The organism is Micromonospora sp. NPDC005206 (genome assembly GCF_040608175.1).
GTDB lineage: Bacteria > Actinomycetota > Actinomycetes > Mycobacteriales > Micromonosporaceae > Micromonospora.
On sequence record NZ_JBEXHU010000001.1, the window covers coordinates 128,443 to 144,945 of the forward strand.

16 protein-coding genes are annotated in these 16,503 nt (G+C 74.2%); 12 read left to right on the forward strand and 4 right to left on the reverse strand.

All coding sequences use genetic code 11. The features are described 5' to 3' along the window. Positions 1–2: 2 nt before the first annotated feature. From ABZU69_RS00625 to ABZU69_RS00680, 12 genes are all read left to right on the forward strand, one after another. Positions 3–485 (forward strand): phage tail protein, encoded by a 483-nt coding sequence (locus tag ABZU69_RS00625; RefSeq protein WP_089020755.1) that lies wholly within the window; start codon positions 3–5, stop codon positions 483–485. A 1,315-nt stretch (positions 486–1,800) separates the two neighbouring features. After that, complete coding sequence (locus ABZU69_RS00630) at positions 1,801–2,163, forward strand: hypothetical protein (RefSeq protein ID WP_354962290.1); 363 nt, start codon at positions 1,801–1,803, stop codon at positions 2,161–2,163. After that, positions 2,163–3,128, forward strand: coding sequence for a hypothetical protein (locus ABZU69_RS00635; protein WP_354962291.1), 966 nt, complete (start codon positions 2,163–2,165; stop codon positions 3,126–3,128). Before ABZU69_RS00630 ends, ABZU69_RS00635 begins: the two co-directional genes overlap by 1 nt. Then, positions 3,125–4,720: a contractile injection system protein, VgrG/Pvc8 family gene (locus ABZU69_RS00640; protein WP_354962292.1), complete on the forward strand. Its 1,596-nt coding sequence runs from the start codon at positions 3,125–3,127 to the stop codon at positions 4,718–4,720. The genes ABZU69_RS00635 and ABZU69_RS00640 overlap by 4 nt, the downstream gene beginning before the upstream one ends. Beyond that, entirely contained in the window at positions 4,720–5,058 is a 339-nt protein-coding gene (locus ABZU69_RS00645; RefSeq protein ID WP_354962293.1) for a hypothetical protein, read from the forward strand. The genes ABZU69_RS00640 and ABZU69_RS00645 overlap by 1 nt, the downstream gene beginning before the upstream one ends. Then, on the forward strand, positions 5,055–5,489 hold the full coding sequence (locus ABZU69_RS00650; RefSeq protein WP_354962294.1) for a GPW/gp25 family protein: 435 nt from the start codon (positions 5,055–5,057) through the stop codon (positions 5,487–5,489). Before ABZU69_RS00645 ends, ABZU69_RS00650 begins: the two co-directional genes overlap by 4 nt. Beyond that, positions 5,486–8,197: a putative baseplate assembly protein gene (locus tag ABZU69_RS00655; protein WP_354962295.1), complete on the forward strand. Its 2,712-nt coding sequence runs from the start codon at positions 5,486–5,488 to the stop codon at positions 8,195–8,197. Before ABZU69_RS00650 ends, ABZU69_RS00655 begins: the two co-directional genes overlap by 4 nt. Next, entirely contained in the window at positions 8,178–8,705 is a 528-nt protein-coding gene (locus ABZU69_RS00660; RefSeq protein WP_354962296.1) for a phage tail protein, read from the forward strand. The genes ABZU69_RS00655 and ABZU69_RS00660 overlap by 20 nt, the downstream gene beginning before the upstream one ends. After that, positions 8,702–9,631: a hypothetical protein gene (locus tag ABZU69_RS00665; protein WP_354962297.1), complete on the forward strand. Its 930-nt coding sequence runs from the start codon at positions 8,702–8,704 to the stop codon at positions 9,629–9,631. The genes ABZU69_RS00660 and ABZU69_RS00665 overlap by 4 nt, the downstream gene beginning before the upstream one ends. After that, positions 9,628–10,089 (forward strand): hypothetical protein, encoded by a 462-nt coding sequence (locus ABZU69_RS00670; RefSeq protein WP_354962298.1) that lies wholly within the window; start codon positions 9,628–9,630, stop codon positions 10,087–10,089. The genes ABZU69_RS00665 and ABZU69_RS00670 overlap by 4 nt, the downstream gene beginning before the upstream one ends. Positions 10,090–10,109: 20 nt before the next feature. Continuing rightward, a complete protein-coding gene (locus ABZU69_RS00675; RefSeq protein WP_354962299.1) occupies positions 10,110–10,865 on the forward strand; it encodes a hypothetical protein in 756 nt (251 codons plus the stop codon). A gap of 50 nt (positions 10,866–10,915) precedes the next feature. Further along, the gene (locus ABZU69_RS00680) at positions 10,916–13,144 is read left to right on the forward strand and encodes a hypothetical protein (protein ID WP_354962300.1); all 2,229 of its coding nucleotides are present in this window, start codon (positions 10,916–10,918) and stop codon (positions 13,142–13,144) included. Between the two features lie 12 nt (positions 13,145–13,156). Here the strand turns inward: ABZU69_RS00680 and ABZU69_RS00685 are convergent, their stop codons facing one another. Genes ABZU69_RS00685 through ABZU69_RS00700 form a run of 4 tightly spaced genes read right to left on the reverse strand, consistent with a single transcriptional unit; the run spans position 13,157 to position 16,500 of the window. After that, the gene (locus ABZU69_RS00685) at positions 13,157–14,008 is read right to left on the reverse strand and encodes a PmoA family protein (RefSeq protein ID WP_354962301.1); all 852 of its coding nucleotides are present in this window, start codon (positions 14,006–14,008) and stop codon (positions 13,157–13,159) included. Further along, positions 14,005–14,634 carry a hypothetical protein gene (locus ABZU69_RS00690; protein ID WP_354962302.1) on the reverse strand — a complete coding sequence of 210 codons (630 nt, stop codon included), beginning with the start codon at positions 14,632–14,634 and terminating at the stop codon, positions 14,005–14,007. The genes ABZU69_RS00685 and ABZU69_RS00690 overlap by 4 nt, the downstream gene beginning before the upstream one ends. Further along, entirely contained in the window at positions 14,618–15,517 is a 900-nt protein-coding gene (locus ABZU69_RS00695; protein ID WP_354962303.1) for a carbohydrate ABC transporter permease, read from the reverse strand. The genes ABZU69_RS00690 and ABZU69_RS00695 overlap by 17 nt, the downstream gene beginning before the upstream one ends. Continuing rightward, the gene (locus tag ABZU69_RS00700) at positions 15,517–16,500 is read right to left on the reverse strand and encodes a sugar ABC transporter permease (protein ID WP_354962304.1); all 984 of its coding nucleotides are present in this window, start codon (positions 16,498–16,500) and stop codon (positions 15,517–15,519) included. Before ABZU69_RS00700 ends, ABZU69_RS00695 begins: the two co-directional genes overlap by 1 nt. Between the last annotated feature and the right edge of the window lie 3 nt (positions 16,501–16,503).

Below are 16,503 nucleotides of genomic sequence, written 5' to 3' on the forward strand. Positions count from 1 at the left end.
ACATGCCCACCACAGCCACCCCGCAACCGGGTGCCCCGGTCGACCCGTACCGGGCGTACAACTTCCGGTTGCTCATCAACGGCGTCACCAACGGCCACTTCACCGAGATGAGCGGTCTGGAGGTGAACATCCCCGGCCAGCCGTACCGGGAGCACGGGCTGGGCCGGATGCGGATGGTGCCGGGTCAGGCGGAGTACGAGCCGGTGACGCTGCACTTCGGGCTCACCGCGTCCCGGGAGCTGTGGGACTGGGTGCACGCCACGGCCCAGGGCACGCTCAACCGCCGCAACGTCTCGGTGGTGCTGCTGGACTCCGTCGGGACCGCCGAGGTGCTGCGGTGGAACCTGATCGACGCCTGGCCCACCCGGTGGCGCGGGGCGCACCTCAACACGCTCAGCCACGAAATCGCCATCGCATCGCTGACCCTGCGCTACGAGGGCCTGGAGTTGGAGACCGGCGGTGCCACCGCGCCGACGCCCGCGTAGCTGGCTGGCCGGCCGGCTGCGCTCGGCGGCCGGGGCGGTGCAACGCCTGGCCGGGCGCGTCGAATCGGCCGGCGCGACCGGGCACCGGCCGTCGGACGTCCGTGCGGATGCGCCACGCCGCTTCGGGGAGCCACCCCAGCACTGGTTGGACCTGGTGGCCGCACACGCCCCCGGTCTGCTGCAGGACCTGGACCTCGACGGGCCGCCGGCCGGGCACACCTCGACCGGCCCGCCCGGTGACGGTACGGACGAACACAACGGCCGGGAGGATGCGGTCCGTGGCGCCGGCGGTGGGGTGACCGGGCCCGTCCCGGGCTCGGACCGTCACCGGTCCACAGGCGACCCGTCGGGTGGGTTCGGGAGGTATGACGCTGCTGAGGTCAGTGGTCCGGCCAGCGTCGACGGCCCGGACGCCAGCTCATTCCGAGGTCCTGGTGCGGGCGTGTTCGGAGTGTCCGGTGCGGGTGATGGATCCGGCGGGCCCGGAGCCGGCGGTGGATTCAGCGAACCCGGTGCCGCCGGCCGGTTCGGGGGGCCGGAGGGTCGGCGGGCGACCGGTGCGTCCAGGGTCCGGGACGGCGGGTCAGGGGCAGCTGGTGGACTGGCCGATGCTGGCGCTCCCGGCACCGCCGGGGTGTTCGGCGCGGGGATGGAGTTCGGGGCGCCGGGTGGCCCGACGTCCGGCGGGCCGACGCCAGCCCGACTGCGCTTCCGCCGTGGGTTCGCTTCGTCGGACGGGCCGGGTGCGGCAGCAGGGTCGACCACCCCGGCGGGATCGGCGGCCGGATCGGGTGCCAGCTGGGGGCTCGGTGGATCGGCGCGACGGGCTGCTTCCGGCGGCGTTGCCGGCTCGGGTAGGGACGGACCGCCGGGATCTGGACAGGCGGGGGAAGTCGTTGCGCCAGCCCGGCCGATGATCCGTCCTGCGGTCCCTGGCCCACTCCACTCACCCGCGGACACCACCCCCGCACATGTCCGACCTGAACACCCCACCACGCCGTGGCCCCCCGGGTCGGGCCGGATCTTGGACGATTTCGGCCCCTCCAGGGGCACTTTCCCTCCAAGATCCGCTGCCGGATTCCAGCGTGGGCCGGATGAACGGGGCAGCGACCGGTCCATGGCGGTCGGGAACGGACACTCGGCGGGAACGAGCCGCCTCGGGAGGCGCGGCGACGGATTCGAGGCCGGCCGGAACGGGTTCGACATTGGCGGGGACGGGTTCGACGTCGGCCAGGGTGCCCTGGGGACAGGCCGTGGTCGAGGGGGGCGGCCGGGCGTGACTTGGGCGGCCGGCGACGTACCTCGCGATCGGCACGTGGGCGAGGCCGACGAGCGAGCCGGGCGGACCGGCCAGGTGGGTGCGCGGCTCGCGACGGGTGGTGGCCCGCTCGACGTGGCCCGCGCGGCCGGCAGCGGGCCCTGGCCGGCCCTGCCGGACGATCCGGCGTGGCCCGGGCACCCGTCCGGCGGGGCGGCGTTCACCGGCGGGCCGGACGCGGCCATCGGTGGAGCGCGGACCGCCGGGTCGGGGCGCGGCCCGGTCGGCGGAGGGTGGTCGACGGTGACCGGTGATCTGTGGCCAGCGCTGCCGGACGACCGGCTGCTGTGGACGGTGCCCGGGACGGCGCTGGACGCCACCGACCTGGGCCGGCTGGAGCGAGAACAGGCGGGCGACTGATGGAGCGCGTCGCCTTCCTCATCGACTCCTCCGGCGAACGGGTGGACTGCCTGCTCAACCCGGAGACCGTGCAGGTGACCCGGCTCGCCGGGGTACGCCATCGGGCGGCCGCCGGCGGCCAGCTCACCGGGGCCGGGCTGGCCGACGACCCGCTGGTGTTCACCGGCGGCGGCCGGACCGAGCTGGTGCTCGACCTGCTCTTCGACGTCGACTTCGTGGAGACGCAGATCCGTCCGGGTGACGTACGGGCGCTCACCCGGCCGTTGTGGATGCTGGCGGAGAACTCCACCGCCGAGCACGGGTGGCTGCGGCCGCCGCTGGTCCGGCTTGTCTGGGGCAAGACCTGGAACGTGCCCGGCGTGATCATCGCGGTGGCCGAACGGTTCGACGCGTTCACCGGCACCGGGTCGCCGCGACGCTCCTGGCTACGGCTGAAGCTGGTCCGGGCCGCCGAGACGGCCGATCAGGCGGAGGCCGGCTTCGCCGAGGAGCTGGCCGCGGCGAGCACCCCGACCGCCGCCCCGGGCAGCGCGGTGGTCGCCGCCGGTGACGGCGCCGCCGAGCCCGGACGCTCCGGGGTGCGCTTCGATCTGCTGGCCAACGACGCGCTCGGCTCACCGCTGCGCTGGCGGTTGCTGGCCGAGCACAACCGGATCACCGATCCGCTGGCCGTGCCGGCCGGCACCACCCTGGCCGTCCCGCCGGCCGGCTCCCCGACCGGCGGCTCCCCGACCGGCGGGTCGACGCTGGTCGGGGCGGTGGCCGGGATGGCCCGAGCGGTGGGTGCCGGCGCGTCGTTCGTGGGCGCCTCGGTCGCCACCGCGCCAGCGGCCTGGGCGGCGGCGACCGGAACGACGCCGCCCGGCCCAGCACCGACCGGCAGCAGCCCGGGCAGCGCCAGCCCGGGCGGCAGCAGCCCGGGCAGCACCGGACCGGGCGGCACCGGGCCGGGCGGTGCGCCGTGACCAGCGTCGCGCCCCGGGCGCTGACCGTCCTGCTCGACGGCGCCGAGCTGGCCGGCGCGGCCCGCCAGCGGGTCTGCTCGCTGCGGGTGGCCGCCCGGCTCGACCAGCCCACCCAGGCCGAGCTGGTGCTGGCCACCACCGCTGGGAGCGGCGCGTTCGACCCCGCGGTGCGCCCCGGCACGGCACTCGACGTGCGGCTCGCCGATCACCCCGACGCGCTGTTCACCGGGGAGGTCACCTGCGTGGAGGTCGAGTACGCCGCCGACGGCGCGGCGGTGCTGCGCCTGCGGGCGTACGACGCGCTGCACCGGCTGCGCAAGCGACAGGATCTGCGGGTGTTCACCTCGGTGACCGCCGCCGAGCTGGCCCGGGAGCTGTGCGGCGAGGTCGGGCTGACGGTGACGGCGGAGACCGACGGGCCGCGGCTGGAGCGGCTGCTCCAGCACCGGCACAGCGATCTGGAGCTGCTGCGCGAGGTGACCGGCCGGGCCGGGCTGCACCTGGCCGCCGACGGTGACGGGGTCCGGCTGATCACCCTCGCCGGATACGGGCAACCGGTCGCGTTGGCCCTCGGCGCGGGCGTGCACACCCTGCGGCTGGCCACCAACCTGGACCAGGCCAGCGGCGCCAACGCGGCGCTGGGCTGGCATCCCCAGCGGGCCGAACCGATCAGCCAGCAGGCCGACGATGCGCGCTGCGGCCGACCGGCCGGTGACCGGCCGGACCCGGCGGACGTGGGCGCGGACGGGGTACGCACGGCGGTCGACCAGCCCGGCCGCAGCGACGACGAGCTGGCCGCGTTGGCCCAGGCGCGGCTGGACACCCGCGCCGCCGCGCTGGTCACCGCCGAGGGGGTGGCCGAGGGCGATCCGGCGCTGCGGCCCGGCCGGCGGATCGACCTGACCGGCGTGCCCGACCCGGTCGCCGGGGCGTACGTGCTGACCGAGGTGGTGCACACCGTGGACGGCAACGGGCACCTGACCCGGTTCTCCACCGTGCCACCGGCCGCGCCGCCCACCGCGTCGACCGCCGGGGCGGTGGTCACGCTCGGGACGGTCACCGACGTCGCCGACCCGGACGGGCTGGGCCGGGTCCGGCTGACCCTGCCGGCGTACGGGGACCTGGACGCCGGGTGGCTCGGCGTGCTCTGTCCCGGAGCCGGACGGGGCAAGGGCCTCGTCGCGCTCCCCGACCCCGACGACACCGTGCTGGTGGTGCTGCCCGGCGGCGAGCCGGCCTCCGGCATCGTGCTCGGCTCGCTGTTCGGGGCCGTCGAGCCGTACGACGCGGGCATCGACGACGGCCGGGCCCGGCGCTGGACGCTGCGTACCGCCGGAGGGCAGTCGATCGTCGTCGACGACGTCCAGCGCAGCCTGCGGCTGGCCACCGAGGGCGGCAGCTGGCTGGAGCTGACCCCCGACCTGGCCACCCTGCACGCGGCGACCGACCTGGTGATCTCCGCTCCCGGCCGGGCCATGGTGGTCCGGGCCCGCAGCGTGGACTTCCTGCACGCCGAGTCGACCGAGGACCCGACCACCGCGGCGGAGCGGGCCCGCGCGCTCGCCCGCGCACACCACGAAGGAGGCGGCTGATGCGCTGGATCCACCGCGACTCGGTGATCACCTGCGACCACGACGGCCGGGTCGAGAACCGGCCCTCGCAGCGGTGGGTGACCGTCACCGGCGTGCCGGTGCTGGTGGACGACGACCCAGAGGGACGGAAGATCATCGCCTGCCCGAACTACGGCCCGACCATCAAGCCGTGCACCACGACGGAGAGCCTGCGCGTCGGCTACAGCGACTGGCTGCGGGTCGACGGGCAGCGGGTGGTGCTGTCCCACCTGGAGGGGTTCACCAACGGGACGCCGCCCAACGCGGTCCATCACACGGTGCGCGACCCGCGCCAGCGGTTCCTGGGGGCGGACCGGTGAGGGCCTTCCGCTTCGTCGGCGCCGGCTTCGACGCGGGGCGCAGCGGCGGCCTGGCGCTCACCGCGGCCGGTGGCCTGGCCATGACCGAGGGCGACGAGACCGTACGCCAGGCGCTGTTCCTGCTGTTGTCGACCACGCCGGGCGAGCGGCTGATGCGGCCCGGGTACGGCTCCCGGTTGCATCGGCTGATCTTCGCGCCCAACGACGACACGACCGCCGGGCTGGCCATCCACTACGTGCGGCAGGCGATCGCCCGCTGGGAGCCCCGGGTCGAGGTGATCGACGTGGACGCCGGGCCGGATCCGGACGACGCGTGGCGGCTGGTGATCCGGCTGGACTACCGGGTGCGGGCCAGCCTGACCCCCGGGCAGCTGGTCTTCTCCGTGGACCTGCTCCCGATCGACGAACCGGCACCGGGAGGACCGTCATGACGCTGCCCGTGCCGCACCTGGACGACCGCGCGTTCCTCGATCTGGTCACCGAGGCCCGCGAGCGGATCCGCCAGTCCTGTCCGGCCTGGACCGACCTGTCGGCGCACGACCCGGGCATGGCGCTGGTGGAGGCGTTCGCGCACCTCACCGAGGTGATGATCTACCGGCTTAACCAGTTGCCGGAGAAGGCGTACGTCTCCTTCCTGAACCTGCTCGGGGTGGCCCGGCACGCGCCCACCGCGGCCTGGGCGGACGTCCGGTTCACCCGCAGCGGCACCGACCGGGGCGCGGTGCGGATCCCGGCCGGCCTGCGGGTCGCGGCGGCTCGCGGCGCCGACCCCCGGCCGGTCGTGTTCGTCACCACCGAGCCGGCGCTGCTGCCCGCCGGAGAGACCTCGGTGACTGTGCGGATGCACCACTGCGAGCCGGTCGAGGCGGAGCTGCTCGGCACCGGCACCGGTCAGTCGGGCCAGGTGCTGCGGGCGGCCCGGGCCCCGCTCGCGCACACCGCCGAGCCACTGGACCTGCTGCTCGGGGTGGAGGTGCCGGCCGGCACCGTGGAGCTGGGCGCGGCGGCGCGCGAGCATGACGGCCGCACGTTCGAGATCTGGCGGCCGGTGGACAGCTTCGCCGGGGTCGGCCCGCAGGCCAAGGTGTACCTGGTGGACCGCTGCTCGGGGACGGTCACCTTCGCCCCGGCGCTCGACCTGCGGCCCGCGGCCGGACCGGCCCACCCGGCGACCCCCGGCGATCCCGCGCCGACCGACCCGACCGCTCCCGCCGACCCCCCGGCCGCACCGGGTGGCCCGGCGCGGTCGCCGGTGACCGTGGCCGCGGTCCCGCCGGCCGGACGGCAGATCCGGCTCTGGTACCGGGCCGGCGGCGGGCCTACCGGCAACGTGGCCGCCGGCACGCTGACCAGCCTGCGCGACCCGCTGCCCGGGATACGCGTCGACAATCCCGCGCCGGCGGCCGGCGGCCGGGAGATGGAGGCGCTGGAGTCGGTGCTGCTGCGCGGCCCGTACGAGTTCTTCGCCCAGCAGCGCGCGGTCACCGCCCGCGACTTCGAGGTGCTGGCCACCAGCTCCGGCGCGGTGGCCCGGGCCCGGGCGTTCACCCGCGCCGCCGTGTACAGCTTCGCCCGGCCGGGCGAGGTCGAGGTGGTGCTGGTGCCGTACGTGCCGGCGGAGGCCCGGCCGGGTGGCCGGCTGCCGGTGGCGGTGCTGCGCGAGCACGAGGTGCCCGAGGCGCGGCGCCGGGTGGAGGCGGACCTGGAACAGCGGCGGATGGTCGGTATCCGGTCCCGGGCGACCTGGGCACGATTCAAGGCGGTGTCGGTGCGGGCCCGGGTGGTGGTCCGGCGGGAGGAGGACGTTGACGCGGTCCGCCGGCGGATCCACGACCGGCTGCACCAGACGCTGAGCCCGCTGCCCACCGCGCTCAACCCGACCGGCTGGCCGTTCGGCGAGCCGCTGCGGGCGTCCAACGTGTACCGGCTGCTGGAGCACGCCGAGCCGGGCGTGCGTTACGTCGAGTCGGTGCGGTTCGTGGTCGACGAGGCGCCCGACGCCGAGGTGCGAGCCCTCGCCGTCGACCAGTACCAGCCCCGCACCTGGTACGCCGGGCGGGGCCCGGTGGTGTTCCGCTCCAGCAACGCGGGTGCGGGTTGGGAGCCGACCGGCCGCTTCGACGGCGAGACGGTGCTGCGGGTGGCGCCCGCCCCGGCGCCGACGCGGCCGGGCATCGTGCCGCGTCCCGGCTCGGTGGCCGTGGTGACACTGCGTGCCTCCGGCGGCTCCCGGGTGCACCTGAGCACCGACCTCGGCGAGACGTGGTCACTGCTGACCGACCTGGATTCGCGGATCTCCGACGTGGCCTGGCTGGATCGCGACGGCGCGGGTGCGCTGCTGGTGGCGACCGACACCGGCCTGTACGAGGTGTCCCTGCTGCCCGGCGCGGTGCCGTTGCAGATCCTCGTCGACCCGTCCGACGCCGACCGGGGGTTCTACGCGGTGCGCGCGTTCGTCTCCGAGCGGGGCGCACCGGGCGTGGCGGTGGCCGCGCAGGCCGGTTTCGGGGTGTACCTGTCGACGGCCGGTGGCCGGCCGGGCAGCTTCGCCCACGTCGGTCTCTCCAATGTGGACAACCGGGTGCTGGCGGTGCAGTACGACGGCCCGGCCACGCTGCTGTGGAGCGGCGCCGGCGAACCGGACCCGAAGAAGCCGGGCCAGGGCTGTCACCGCACCCGGCTGTTCGAGTCGGACGTGCAGTGGCAGTCGGTGCAGGCCGGCTGGATCGGCGGCACCTGTCGGGATCTCGCGTTCGCCGGCTCGCTGGCGGTGGCGGCCACGCAGAGCGGCGGCGTGCTGCGGCTGGACACGCTGGCCGCGCAGCCGCAGTGGCAGTCGGTGTCGGTCAACTGCGGGTTGCCGCTGCGCGACCGGACCCGGTTCGTACCGGTGGACGCCATCGCGGTGAGCGGCCATGCCGCCGGCAGCGGAGCGGCCGGCGCCGACAACCAGCCGGCGGAGCGGCTGATCCTGGCCGGCGGCGAGCGCGGCGTGTACCGCAGCGCCAGCGCGGTGGACTGGACCGCCAGCGCCAACCAGGCCACCGCCGACGTGGTGACCGTCCCCGACACCTGGCTGCTCTGCTCCGGCGAGCACGACATCGAGGTGGTGCGGCAGGATGCGACGCTCGGCGATTGAGCGGCTGCTGCCCGCCGCGTACCAGCGGGCGTGCGTGCCGGGCAGTGTCCTGTGGGCGCTGCTGGAGGTGATGGAGGGGCTGCACGCCCCGGACGAGGCGATCCTCGCCGAGGTGGACGCCCTGTTCGACCCGTACCGGGCACCGGACGGGCTGGTCGTGCAGCTGACCCGCTGGGTGGCGATGGATCACGTGGTGGCCTCGCCCCGCCCGGACGCCCCGCTGCCGCTGCCGGTGGGCCGGTTGCGGGACCTGGTGGCCAACGGCGCGCTGCTGGCCCGGTGGCGCGGCACCCCGTACGGGATGTGCAGGGCCCTTGAACTGGCCACCGGGCTGCGCGGTTTCGCGATCGACGAGCCAGCGGAGCAGCCGTTCCACGTCGTGGTGCGGGTGCCGGCGGCCGCCGCGGACCAGCTCGCCGTCATCACCCGCATCGTCGAGGCGGAGAAGCCCGCCTCGACCACCGCCGAGATCGTCGTCGCAGTCGTCGTCGCAGAGGAGTCGTCATGACCACCGAATGGGCGGTCGTCGCCGCCGCCGAACAGTTCACCCTCGACCCGCGCAACAGCGGCGAGCTGACCTTCACCGTCTCCAACCCGGGCAACGCGCCGGACACGGTGGTGTTCGACGTGGCGCCCGGCGACGGATCCCAGCGGTCCTGGTTCACGGTGACCGAGCCGCAGCGGGTGGTACCCGGGCAGGGCTCCGTCTCGTTCCTGGTCAAGCTCGCCGTGCCGCCGGGCACCCCGCCCCGGCGCTACGACATGACCGGGTTCGCGTACTCGGCGAACACCGCGCCGGAGGAGAGTTCCCGCTCGAGCGGCCGGGTCACCTACGAGGTGCGGGCCGTCGCCCCGCCGAAGCGGACGCCCTGGCCGTGGATCGCGGCCGCGGCGGCGCTGGTGCTGGTGGTGGTGACCGTGGGGGTGGTGCTGCTGACCCGTGGCGGCGAGCCGGCCCCCGGCGAGCCGCGGGTGGTCACCGTCGAGGCGGAGAGCCTGGTGGACGCGGCGGTGGTGGAGTCGCCGCGGACGAGCGGGGCAGCCGTGGTGGCGCAACCGAACTGCTGCGGCGTGACCTGGTCGGGCGGCAAACAGCTGTTCTTCCAGGGGTTGGCCATCGGCGACCAGGTGACCGTGACGGTGCAGATTCCGGCGGATGCCACCTGGCGCTTCGCGGCGGTACGCACCACCTCGTTCGACTACGCCAACACCGTCTTCTCCATCGACGGCACCCAGATCGGCGGGGCGTTCCTCGGTTTCACGCCGACGGTGCAGAAGACGGAGTTCCTGGACGTCGGCACGGTCCGGCTGACCAAGGGCCCGCACCGCGTCACGTTGGTCGTGGTGGGCAAGACGCAGGGCACCAACCGCTACTTCGCGGGCGTCGACGAGATCCGGTTCAGCGAGGTCGCGCCGCCGGCCGCCGCGCGATGAGCGGCCGGCAGAAGGCGCTGCTGGGGCTGCTCGCCGTCCTGCTGGTGGCGCTGTTCGTGGGCGCGGTCGGCACGGGCCGCGACGACCGGGGTGATCCGGGGGCCCGGCACGGGCTGGTCGACCGGCTGGGTGCGCTGGGCGGCGAGCGTTCCGCGGTGGACCCGGCCACGGTCAGCGCCGACTGCGCCGAGCAGACCGGCCGGCTGGTCTTCTCCGGCAGTTGTCTGGTGCGGGTCGCCGACCCGGGCGGACTGCGCACCCTGGTGCTGCGCAGCGCGCAGCCGTTCACGGTCGTCGCGTCGGCGCCCGGCGACGCGGACCTCACCATCCGCGACGAGGTCGAGCCGGCGTCGGACGGCACCGGCGCGGTGGCGAAGGTCGCCGTCGACGAGGCCACCGAGGTGGCCGTGATCTGCCCGGGCCTGGGTGGCTGCACGGTCACCGTGGCCGCGTCCTGATCCGAGAGGAAGGTGCCGACGTGGGTGACCTGCGCAAGCCGTTCCTGCTGCTGGCGATGCTCGCCATCGTCCTGGCGATCGGGGTGGAGCTGGGCGCCGGGCTGCTGCTCGGGGGCGCCGACGCCAGCGCGGCGCTGTCGGACAGCGCCGGCGCGCTGGACGTCGAGCTCGACGACGTGTCCGGGGTCAGTGAGCCGTCCGGTCGGGGCACCGGCTACCTGGCGTTGATGGACGCGGTGGCGGTCTGGAGCACCGGGCTGTTCTGTCTGGGTCTGCTGCTGCCCGAACGGATTCAGGGCCGGGTGCAGGGTGTCGCCAGCCTGATCTTCTCGATCATCCTGATCATCGTCGGGCTGATCGCGTTGCTCATCGCGTTCGTGGAACTGATGATCATGGTGTCGCTGTTCCTGGCCGCGCCGTTCGGCACGCTGGCCTACCTGGCCCTGTGGGGGTTCTTCCCGGTCGGCGAGGCGGCGGTGCTGTTGGGCTTGGTGCTGCTGCTGAAGCTGGTCTGGGCCGGGCTGCTGGTGCTGGCCCAGCCGCGCTTCCTGCAGAACAAGGGCCTCGTCCTGCTGATGCTCACCACCCTGCTGTGCACGGTCGTGCTGGAGTTCCTGCACAACCTGGTGCCGGTGATCCTGGTCAGCATCGTCGACGACGTCGCGGCGGTGGTCTTCGCCATCGTCGCCATCATCTGGGGGCTGGTACTGCTGATCGGTTCGATCCCCGCGATCGTCAAGGCCGTCCGGGTGACCGCAGCCCTGCCCGCCCGCTGACGTTCGCGGTATCGGCAACGGCCCGGCGGATTGTCTGTGACCCTGACGGCGTGGACAGGACGCCGGGATGCGACGCGGTGGAGTTGCGCGTACACGGCATCTCCGGGGTGACCGCGGAACGGATCCTCGACCACCCGATCGTGGTCCGCGTCGCCGGTGACACGCACGCGGGTTTCTTCCGGCCCCGGGCGGGGAGCGGCACCGCCGGCGGGGCCACCGCCGGGGTCGCCGTCGAGGCGTACCGCTGGGGTTCCCTGACCGCAGGCGCGGCGGTCCGGACGGCCTCGATGCTGCTGTTGCTGCCCTTCATGCTGGGTAACCTCGCGATCTGGCTGCGCCCCCCGGGGCGTGACCGGTGGGCGCTGCTCAGCGTGCTGTGCCGTCTGCTCGCCGGCACCCTCACCGCCACGTTCGTGCTGGCGATCACGGGCGTCACGCTGGACCTGGTCGGCTGGCAGTGCGTGCCGTACCCCGGCTGCCGAGCCAGCCGTCCCTACCTGGCCTGGCTGTACGCGCTGCCGTCCGGCCCCCGGCTGGCGCTGTTGTCGGTCGTCCCCCTGCTCGCGCTGCGGGTCGTCTGGGCGATCAGCATCCGGTCGGCGCGGGCGCTCGAAGGGTTCAATCCACCGGCGGCGCCGCCGCCCTCCGACGGCCGGGTCGAGGGCCTCGCCGACGCGGGTTTCTGGCACGAGCAGACGATCGGGTGGCTGCGCCAGATCCACGTGGCGCTCGGCGTCGGCACGCTGAACCTCAGCCTGCTCGGAGGCATCTCATCGGGCGGGGCCACACCGGGACACGTCGCGCTGTTCGTGGCAGCGGGCGGGCTGCTCGCGTTCTGCGTGGTCCTGCTCTGCCTGCCCACGCCGCCCACCTCGGCTGGTGCCCGGCGGGTCCTGCTCCCGCTGTGGGCGGCCACCGTGGCGGTGAGCGTGCTGTGCCTCGGCTCGGCCGTGCTCGCCGGTGCGGCACCGTCGGGCTCGGGCACACTGCCCGGGTACGAGAGCGCCGCCGCCGGGGTGGTCGCCGCGCAGGGCGTCCTGCTCGTCGTGCTCACCGTCGTCACGTACGTCCGCCAGCGTGAGGTCCGCACCGACCGCCCGTTCCTGCGCGGGCTCGGCGCCCCGATCATGGCAGCGGCCGCGGTGAGCGTCGGTGCGGCGTTCACCGCCACCCTGGTCTACCGGGTCGCCGACGCCCTCGACCACGGCGACATTCCCGACCCGATCCGGCCCAACCCGCCGACCGTCGGCCCGCTGGAGCCGCCGGTCGCCTACTGGTGGGCGGCGCTCGCCGGGCTCGCCGCGCTGCTCATCGGCGCGGCCGTCACCTCGGCGACCCTCCTGTTCAGCCGACGGCGACGACGGCGGATGGCGACACGTGTCGTCGAGCGGGACTACCCGGACGTACCGTCGGACGACGCGCACCGGCTACGGATGGTCCGGGAGACCATCGCCCGGTCCCGGGTCACCGAGGAACTGGGACCGATGCTGATCGCCTTCCTGCTGATCGCGTCGCTCGGGTTGGCGACCGTCGCCCTCGACGTGATCGGGATCGGCCCCACCCAACTCGCCGCCCACGTCGGTGGGAACGGAGGCGCGGTGGCCCTGCTGACGGCGTATGTGACCGACGCGGGTGTCTGGGTGATCAGCCTGCTGGTGATCGGCCTCCTGATCCTCGGCTTCCGCGCGTACCGGTCGTCGCAGACCCGGCGGGTCGTGGCGGTGCTGTGGGACCTCGGCACCTTCTGGCCCCGCACGGTTCATCCGTTCGCGCCGCCCTGCTACGCCGCCCGCGCCGTCCCGGAGTTGGCGAAGCGCGTCACCGGGCTCACCGCGCACGGGCCGGTGATCCTCTCCGGGCACAGCCACGGCTCGGCTCTGGCCGCCGCCACCGTCCTGCAACTACCGCCGTCCGCGCTGGCCCGGGTATCGCTACTGACCTACGGCTCGCCGCTGCGGCGCACCTACGCACGGCTCTACCCCGCGTACCTGGGATCGCAGACCCTCTGTGATCTGGGCGAGCGGATCGGGTGGCGCTGGCGCAACCTGTGGCGGGACACCGACCCGATCGGCGGGCCGATCTTTCCCCCTGACGCGGGGGCGCCGCCGGCCGGCGACGTCGCGGCGGCCGGCGACGTCGACATCCGGCTCCGCGATCCCCGCAGCCTGACCGTCGACCCGACGGACACCGTGCCACCGCCGATCGAGCGGCACTGGCCGTACCACACCCAGGGCGCGTACCAGGCGGCCGTCCGCACGCTGACCGACCGCTCCCGCTGACCGTCTCCGCCGTCACGTCCCCGCGCCGACCAGGGCGGCGGCCCCGTCCCGGTCGAGTGTCCCGTCGATGACCCACACCGGGTACCGGCCGTGCCGGGTCCCGCCGGCCGGCACCACGGCCGGGCGATCGAACGCGAACGCCACGCAGACCCCCGGATACATCGCGGTCCGCACGAACCACCGGTCGCCCGGGCCGAGACCCGCGAAGACCAGGGTGTACGCCCCACCGCCCGGCCCGGTGCCGGTCAACGCGACCCACGGCGCCGCGCTGCCGTTGACCGCCTCCTCCGCGATGGCGTCGGCGGTGAACACGACCGGTTCGCCGTCGGCGGCGGCCCGCCAGAAGAACCCGCCGTAGCCGGCCCCACCGGGGCGACCGTTGGTGGCCGGGCTGCCCAGGCACACCTCCCGATCGGCGGGGGCGGTGAGAGCGGTGTCCAGGTCGAGCCGCCAGACCTCCGGTGCGAGCATCGACGCGGCGAGGCGCCGACGCTCGGTCAGCAGCACCTGGCCGTGCGGGTCGCGCCACTCCAGCCGGTGTTCCAGCCGGTCGGCGGCCCGCTCCGACCAGCCGGTGTGCGCGATCCGCCCGTGGTCGTCGCGCCAGGTGTAGCCGACGTCGCGCACGTAGGTGCGCCCTCCCCAGAGGTTGCTGCCGTTGACGTCCTGCACGGCGAGGGAGGCGCCGAGGTGCCACACGTGGTCGGCGGGCAGCGCGTCGGTGACGACCGTGCCGCCCAGGGTGCGTACCGGGTGCAGATACGGCCGTGGACCGTGCCGCGCGTCCAGCGCCGGGTCGACCACGTACCGGGCCACCTCCGTTCCGTCGACCAGCAGCCGCGCGGGATCGTGCCCGGCGCTCACGGCAGCTCCGGATGGGCGGGAACCGGCCGGCGGCCGGCGACGGCGTGCAGGGCGGCCACGGTGTAGCCGGCGAGGACCGGCACCGCGACCGGGGTGATCAGGACGGCGAGCAGCCCGGCCAGCGCGGTCACCCCGGTGAGCGCGGCCCAGCGGATGGGCGCGTCGAGGCAGGCGCGGGCGGCGGACCGGGCCGCGGCCCGCCACCGCCCGCCCCCGTTGCCGCCCACCTCGACGACGACCAGCCCGGCGTACCCGGCCAGGCCGGCCGCGACCAGCGCGGTCACCAGCAGCGCCGGCGGGCCGCCCGGCACCCGGCCGGTGGCCAGCGCCGCCAGATCGGCGGCGAGCAGTCCGGCGGCGGCGAGCGCGAGCAGGCTGACCGGCATGCCGGGCAGCACCGACCGGCCGAACCGGCGCAGGGTCGTCCGCGCCATCGGCCACGTGCCGGTACGGGTCCAATCGTGCACCGCCGCGCTGGCGGTGCCCGCCGCCGCGGCGACGGTCAGCAGGGGTGCCGCCGCCAGCACCAGCAGGATGCCGAGCAGCGCCAGGTCGGCGGCGTCCCGGACGACGTCGCGCCAGTCCCGTCGCCCGGCGGTGTCCGCCCGCTCAGCCCTTGATGCCACTGGTGTTGATCCCCTCGACGAGCATCCGCTGGAACGCGACGAAGAACAGGAAGACCGGCAGCAGCGACAGCACCGACATGGCGAACATCGGCCCGACCGCGCTCTGGCTGGTCGAGTCGATGAACAGGGTCAGCGCGACCGGCACGGTGTAGTCCTCCAGTTGGGAGAGGAAGACCAACTGCCGGAAGAAGTCGTTCCAGGTCCAGATGAACGAGAAGATCGCCGTGGTGACCAGCGCGGGTCGGCTCAGCGGCAGGATGATGTGCCGGAAGATGCCGTACGGGCCGGCGCCGTCGATTCGCGCCGCCTCGTCCAGCTCGCGCGGGACGCCCCGCATGAACTGCACCATCAGGAAGACGAAGAACGCCTCGGTGGCCAGGAACTGCGGGATCAGCAGCGGCAGGTACGGCCACTCGCCGCCGACCAGGCCCAGCGTCCGGAACAGGATGTACTGCGGCACGATCAGCACGTGCTGGGGCAGCAGCAGCGTGCCGATCATGACGGCGAACCACATGCCGCGCAGCCGGAACCGCAGCCGGGCGAAGGCGTACGCGGCCAGCAGGCAGGAGATCCCGTTGCCGACGACGGTGAGCAGGCTGACCATGGCGCTGTTGAGGAAGAACCGGCCGAAGCTGACGTCGAAGTTGGACCACCCGGCGGTGTAGTTGCCCGGGGTGAACCGCTCGGGCAGCAGCCCGACGTTGTTGACGATCTCCTCCTGGGACTTCACCGAGGTGCCGATCATCCAGATCAGCGGGTAGAGCACCACGGCGACGATCGCCACCAGGATGAGCAGCCGCAGCACGGGCCGACCGCCGGGCCGTCGGCGCGCGCTCGGTGCTGCTCCGGTCGGCGCAACGGCCGTCGGGGTCACCGTCACCATCACCGGTCCTCCCCGTCGGAGTAGTGCACCCAGAACCGCCCGGTGCTGAACAAGATCGCGGTGATCACCGCGATGGCGAGCAGGAACACCCAGGCCATCGCCGAGGCGTAGCCCATCTCGAGGTCGGTGAAGCCGGTGATGTAGAGGTTGAGCGTGTACATCAGGGTGGAGTCGACCGGGCCGCCCGTGCCGTTGCTGAGCACGAACGCGGCGGTGAAGCCCTGGAAGCCGTTGATGGTCTCCAGCACCAGGTTGAAGAAGATCACCGGGGAGAGCATCGGCAGGGTGACGTTGCGGAACTGGCGGAACCGGCCGGCCCCGTCGACCGAGGCGGCCTCGTAGAGTTCGGTGGGCACCTGCTTGAGCCCGGCCAGGAAGATCACCATCGGCGCGCCGAACTGCCAGATGGCCAGCACCATCAGCGTCTCCAGGGCCCAGTCCGGGTCGTTGACCCACGGTTTGCCCGTGATGCCGAAGAGGCCCAGCAGCGAGTTGAACGCGCCGTCGCGGTTGAACATGTTGACCCACACGATGGCCAGCGCGACACTGCCGCCGAGCAGTGACGGCAGGTAGAACAGCCCGCGGAACAGCCCGACCCCGCGCCAGGCCCGGTTGAGCAGCAACGCCACGCCGAGCGCCGCGGCCAGCTTCAGCGGCACGGCGATCAGCGCGAAGGTGAGGGTGACCCGCACCGCGTGCCAGTACGACGGGTCGGCGGTGAACATCCGCTCGTAGTTGGCCAACCCCACCCACTCCACCTCGGAGAACGGGGTGAGGATGTCGTAGTTGGTGAAGCTCAGGTAGAGCGACAGCAGCATGGGGATCGCCGTGACGCCCATCAGGCCGATGAGCCACGGCGACAGGAAGACGTACCCCGCCAGACCTTCGCTGTGCCGGAGGCGTCCGGGCCCACGCCTCTCGGCATGGGCCCGGGCGGATCCGGGGCCGCGTCGGGTCGGGTCGGGCGCCGTGGTCAACGCCACGAA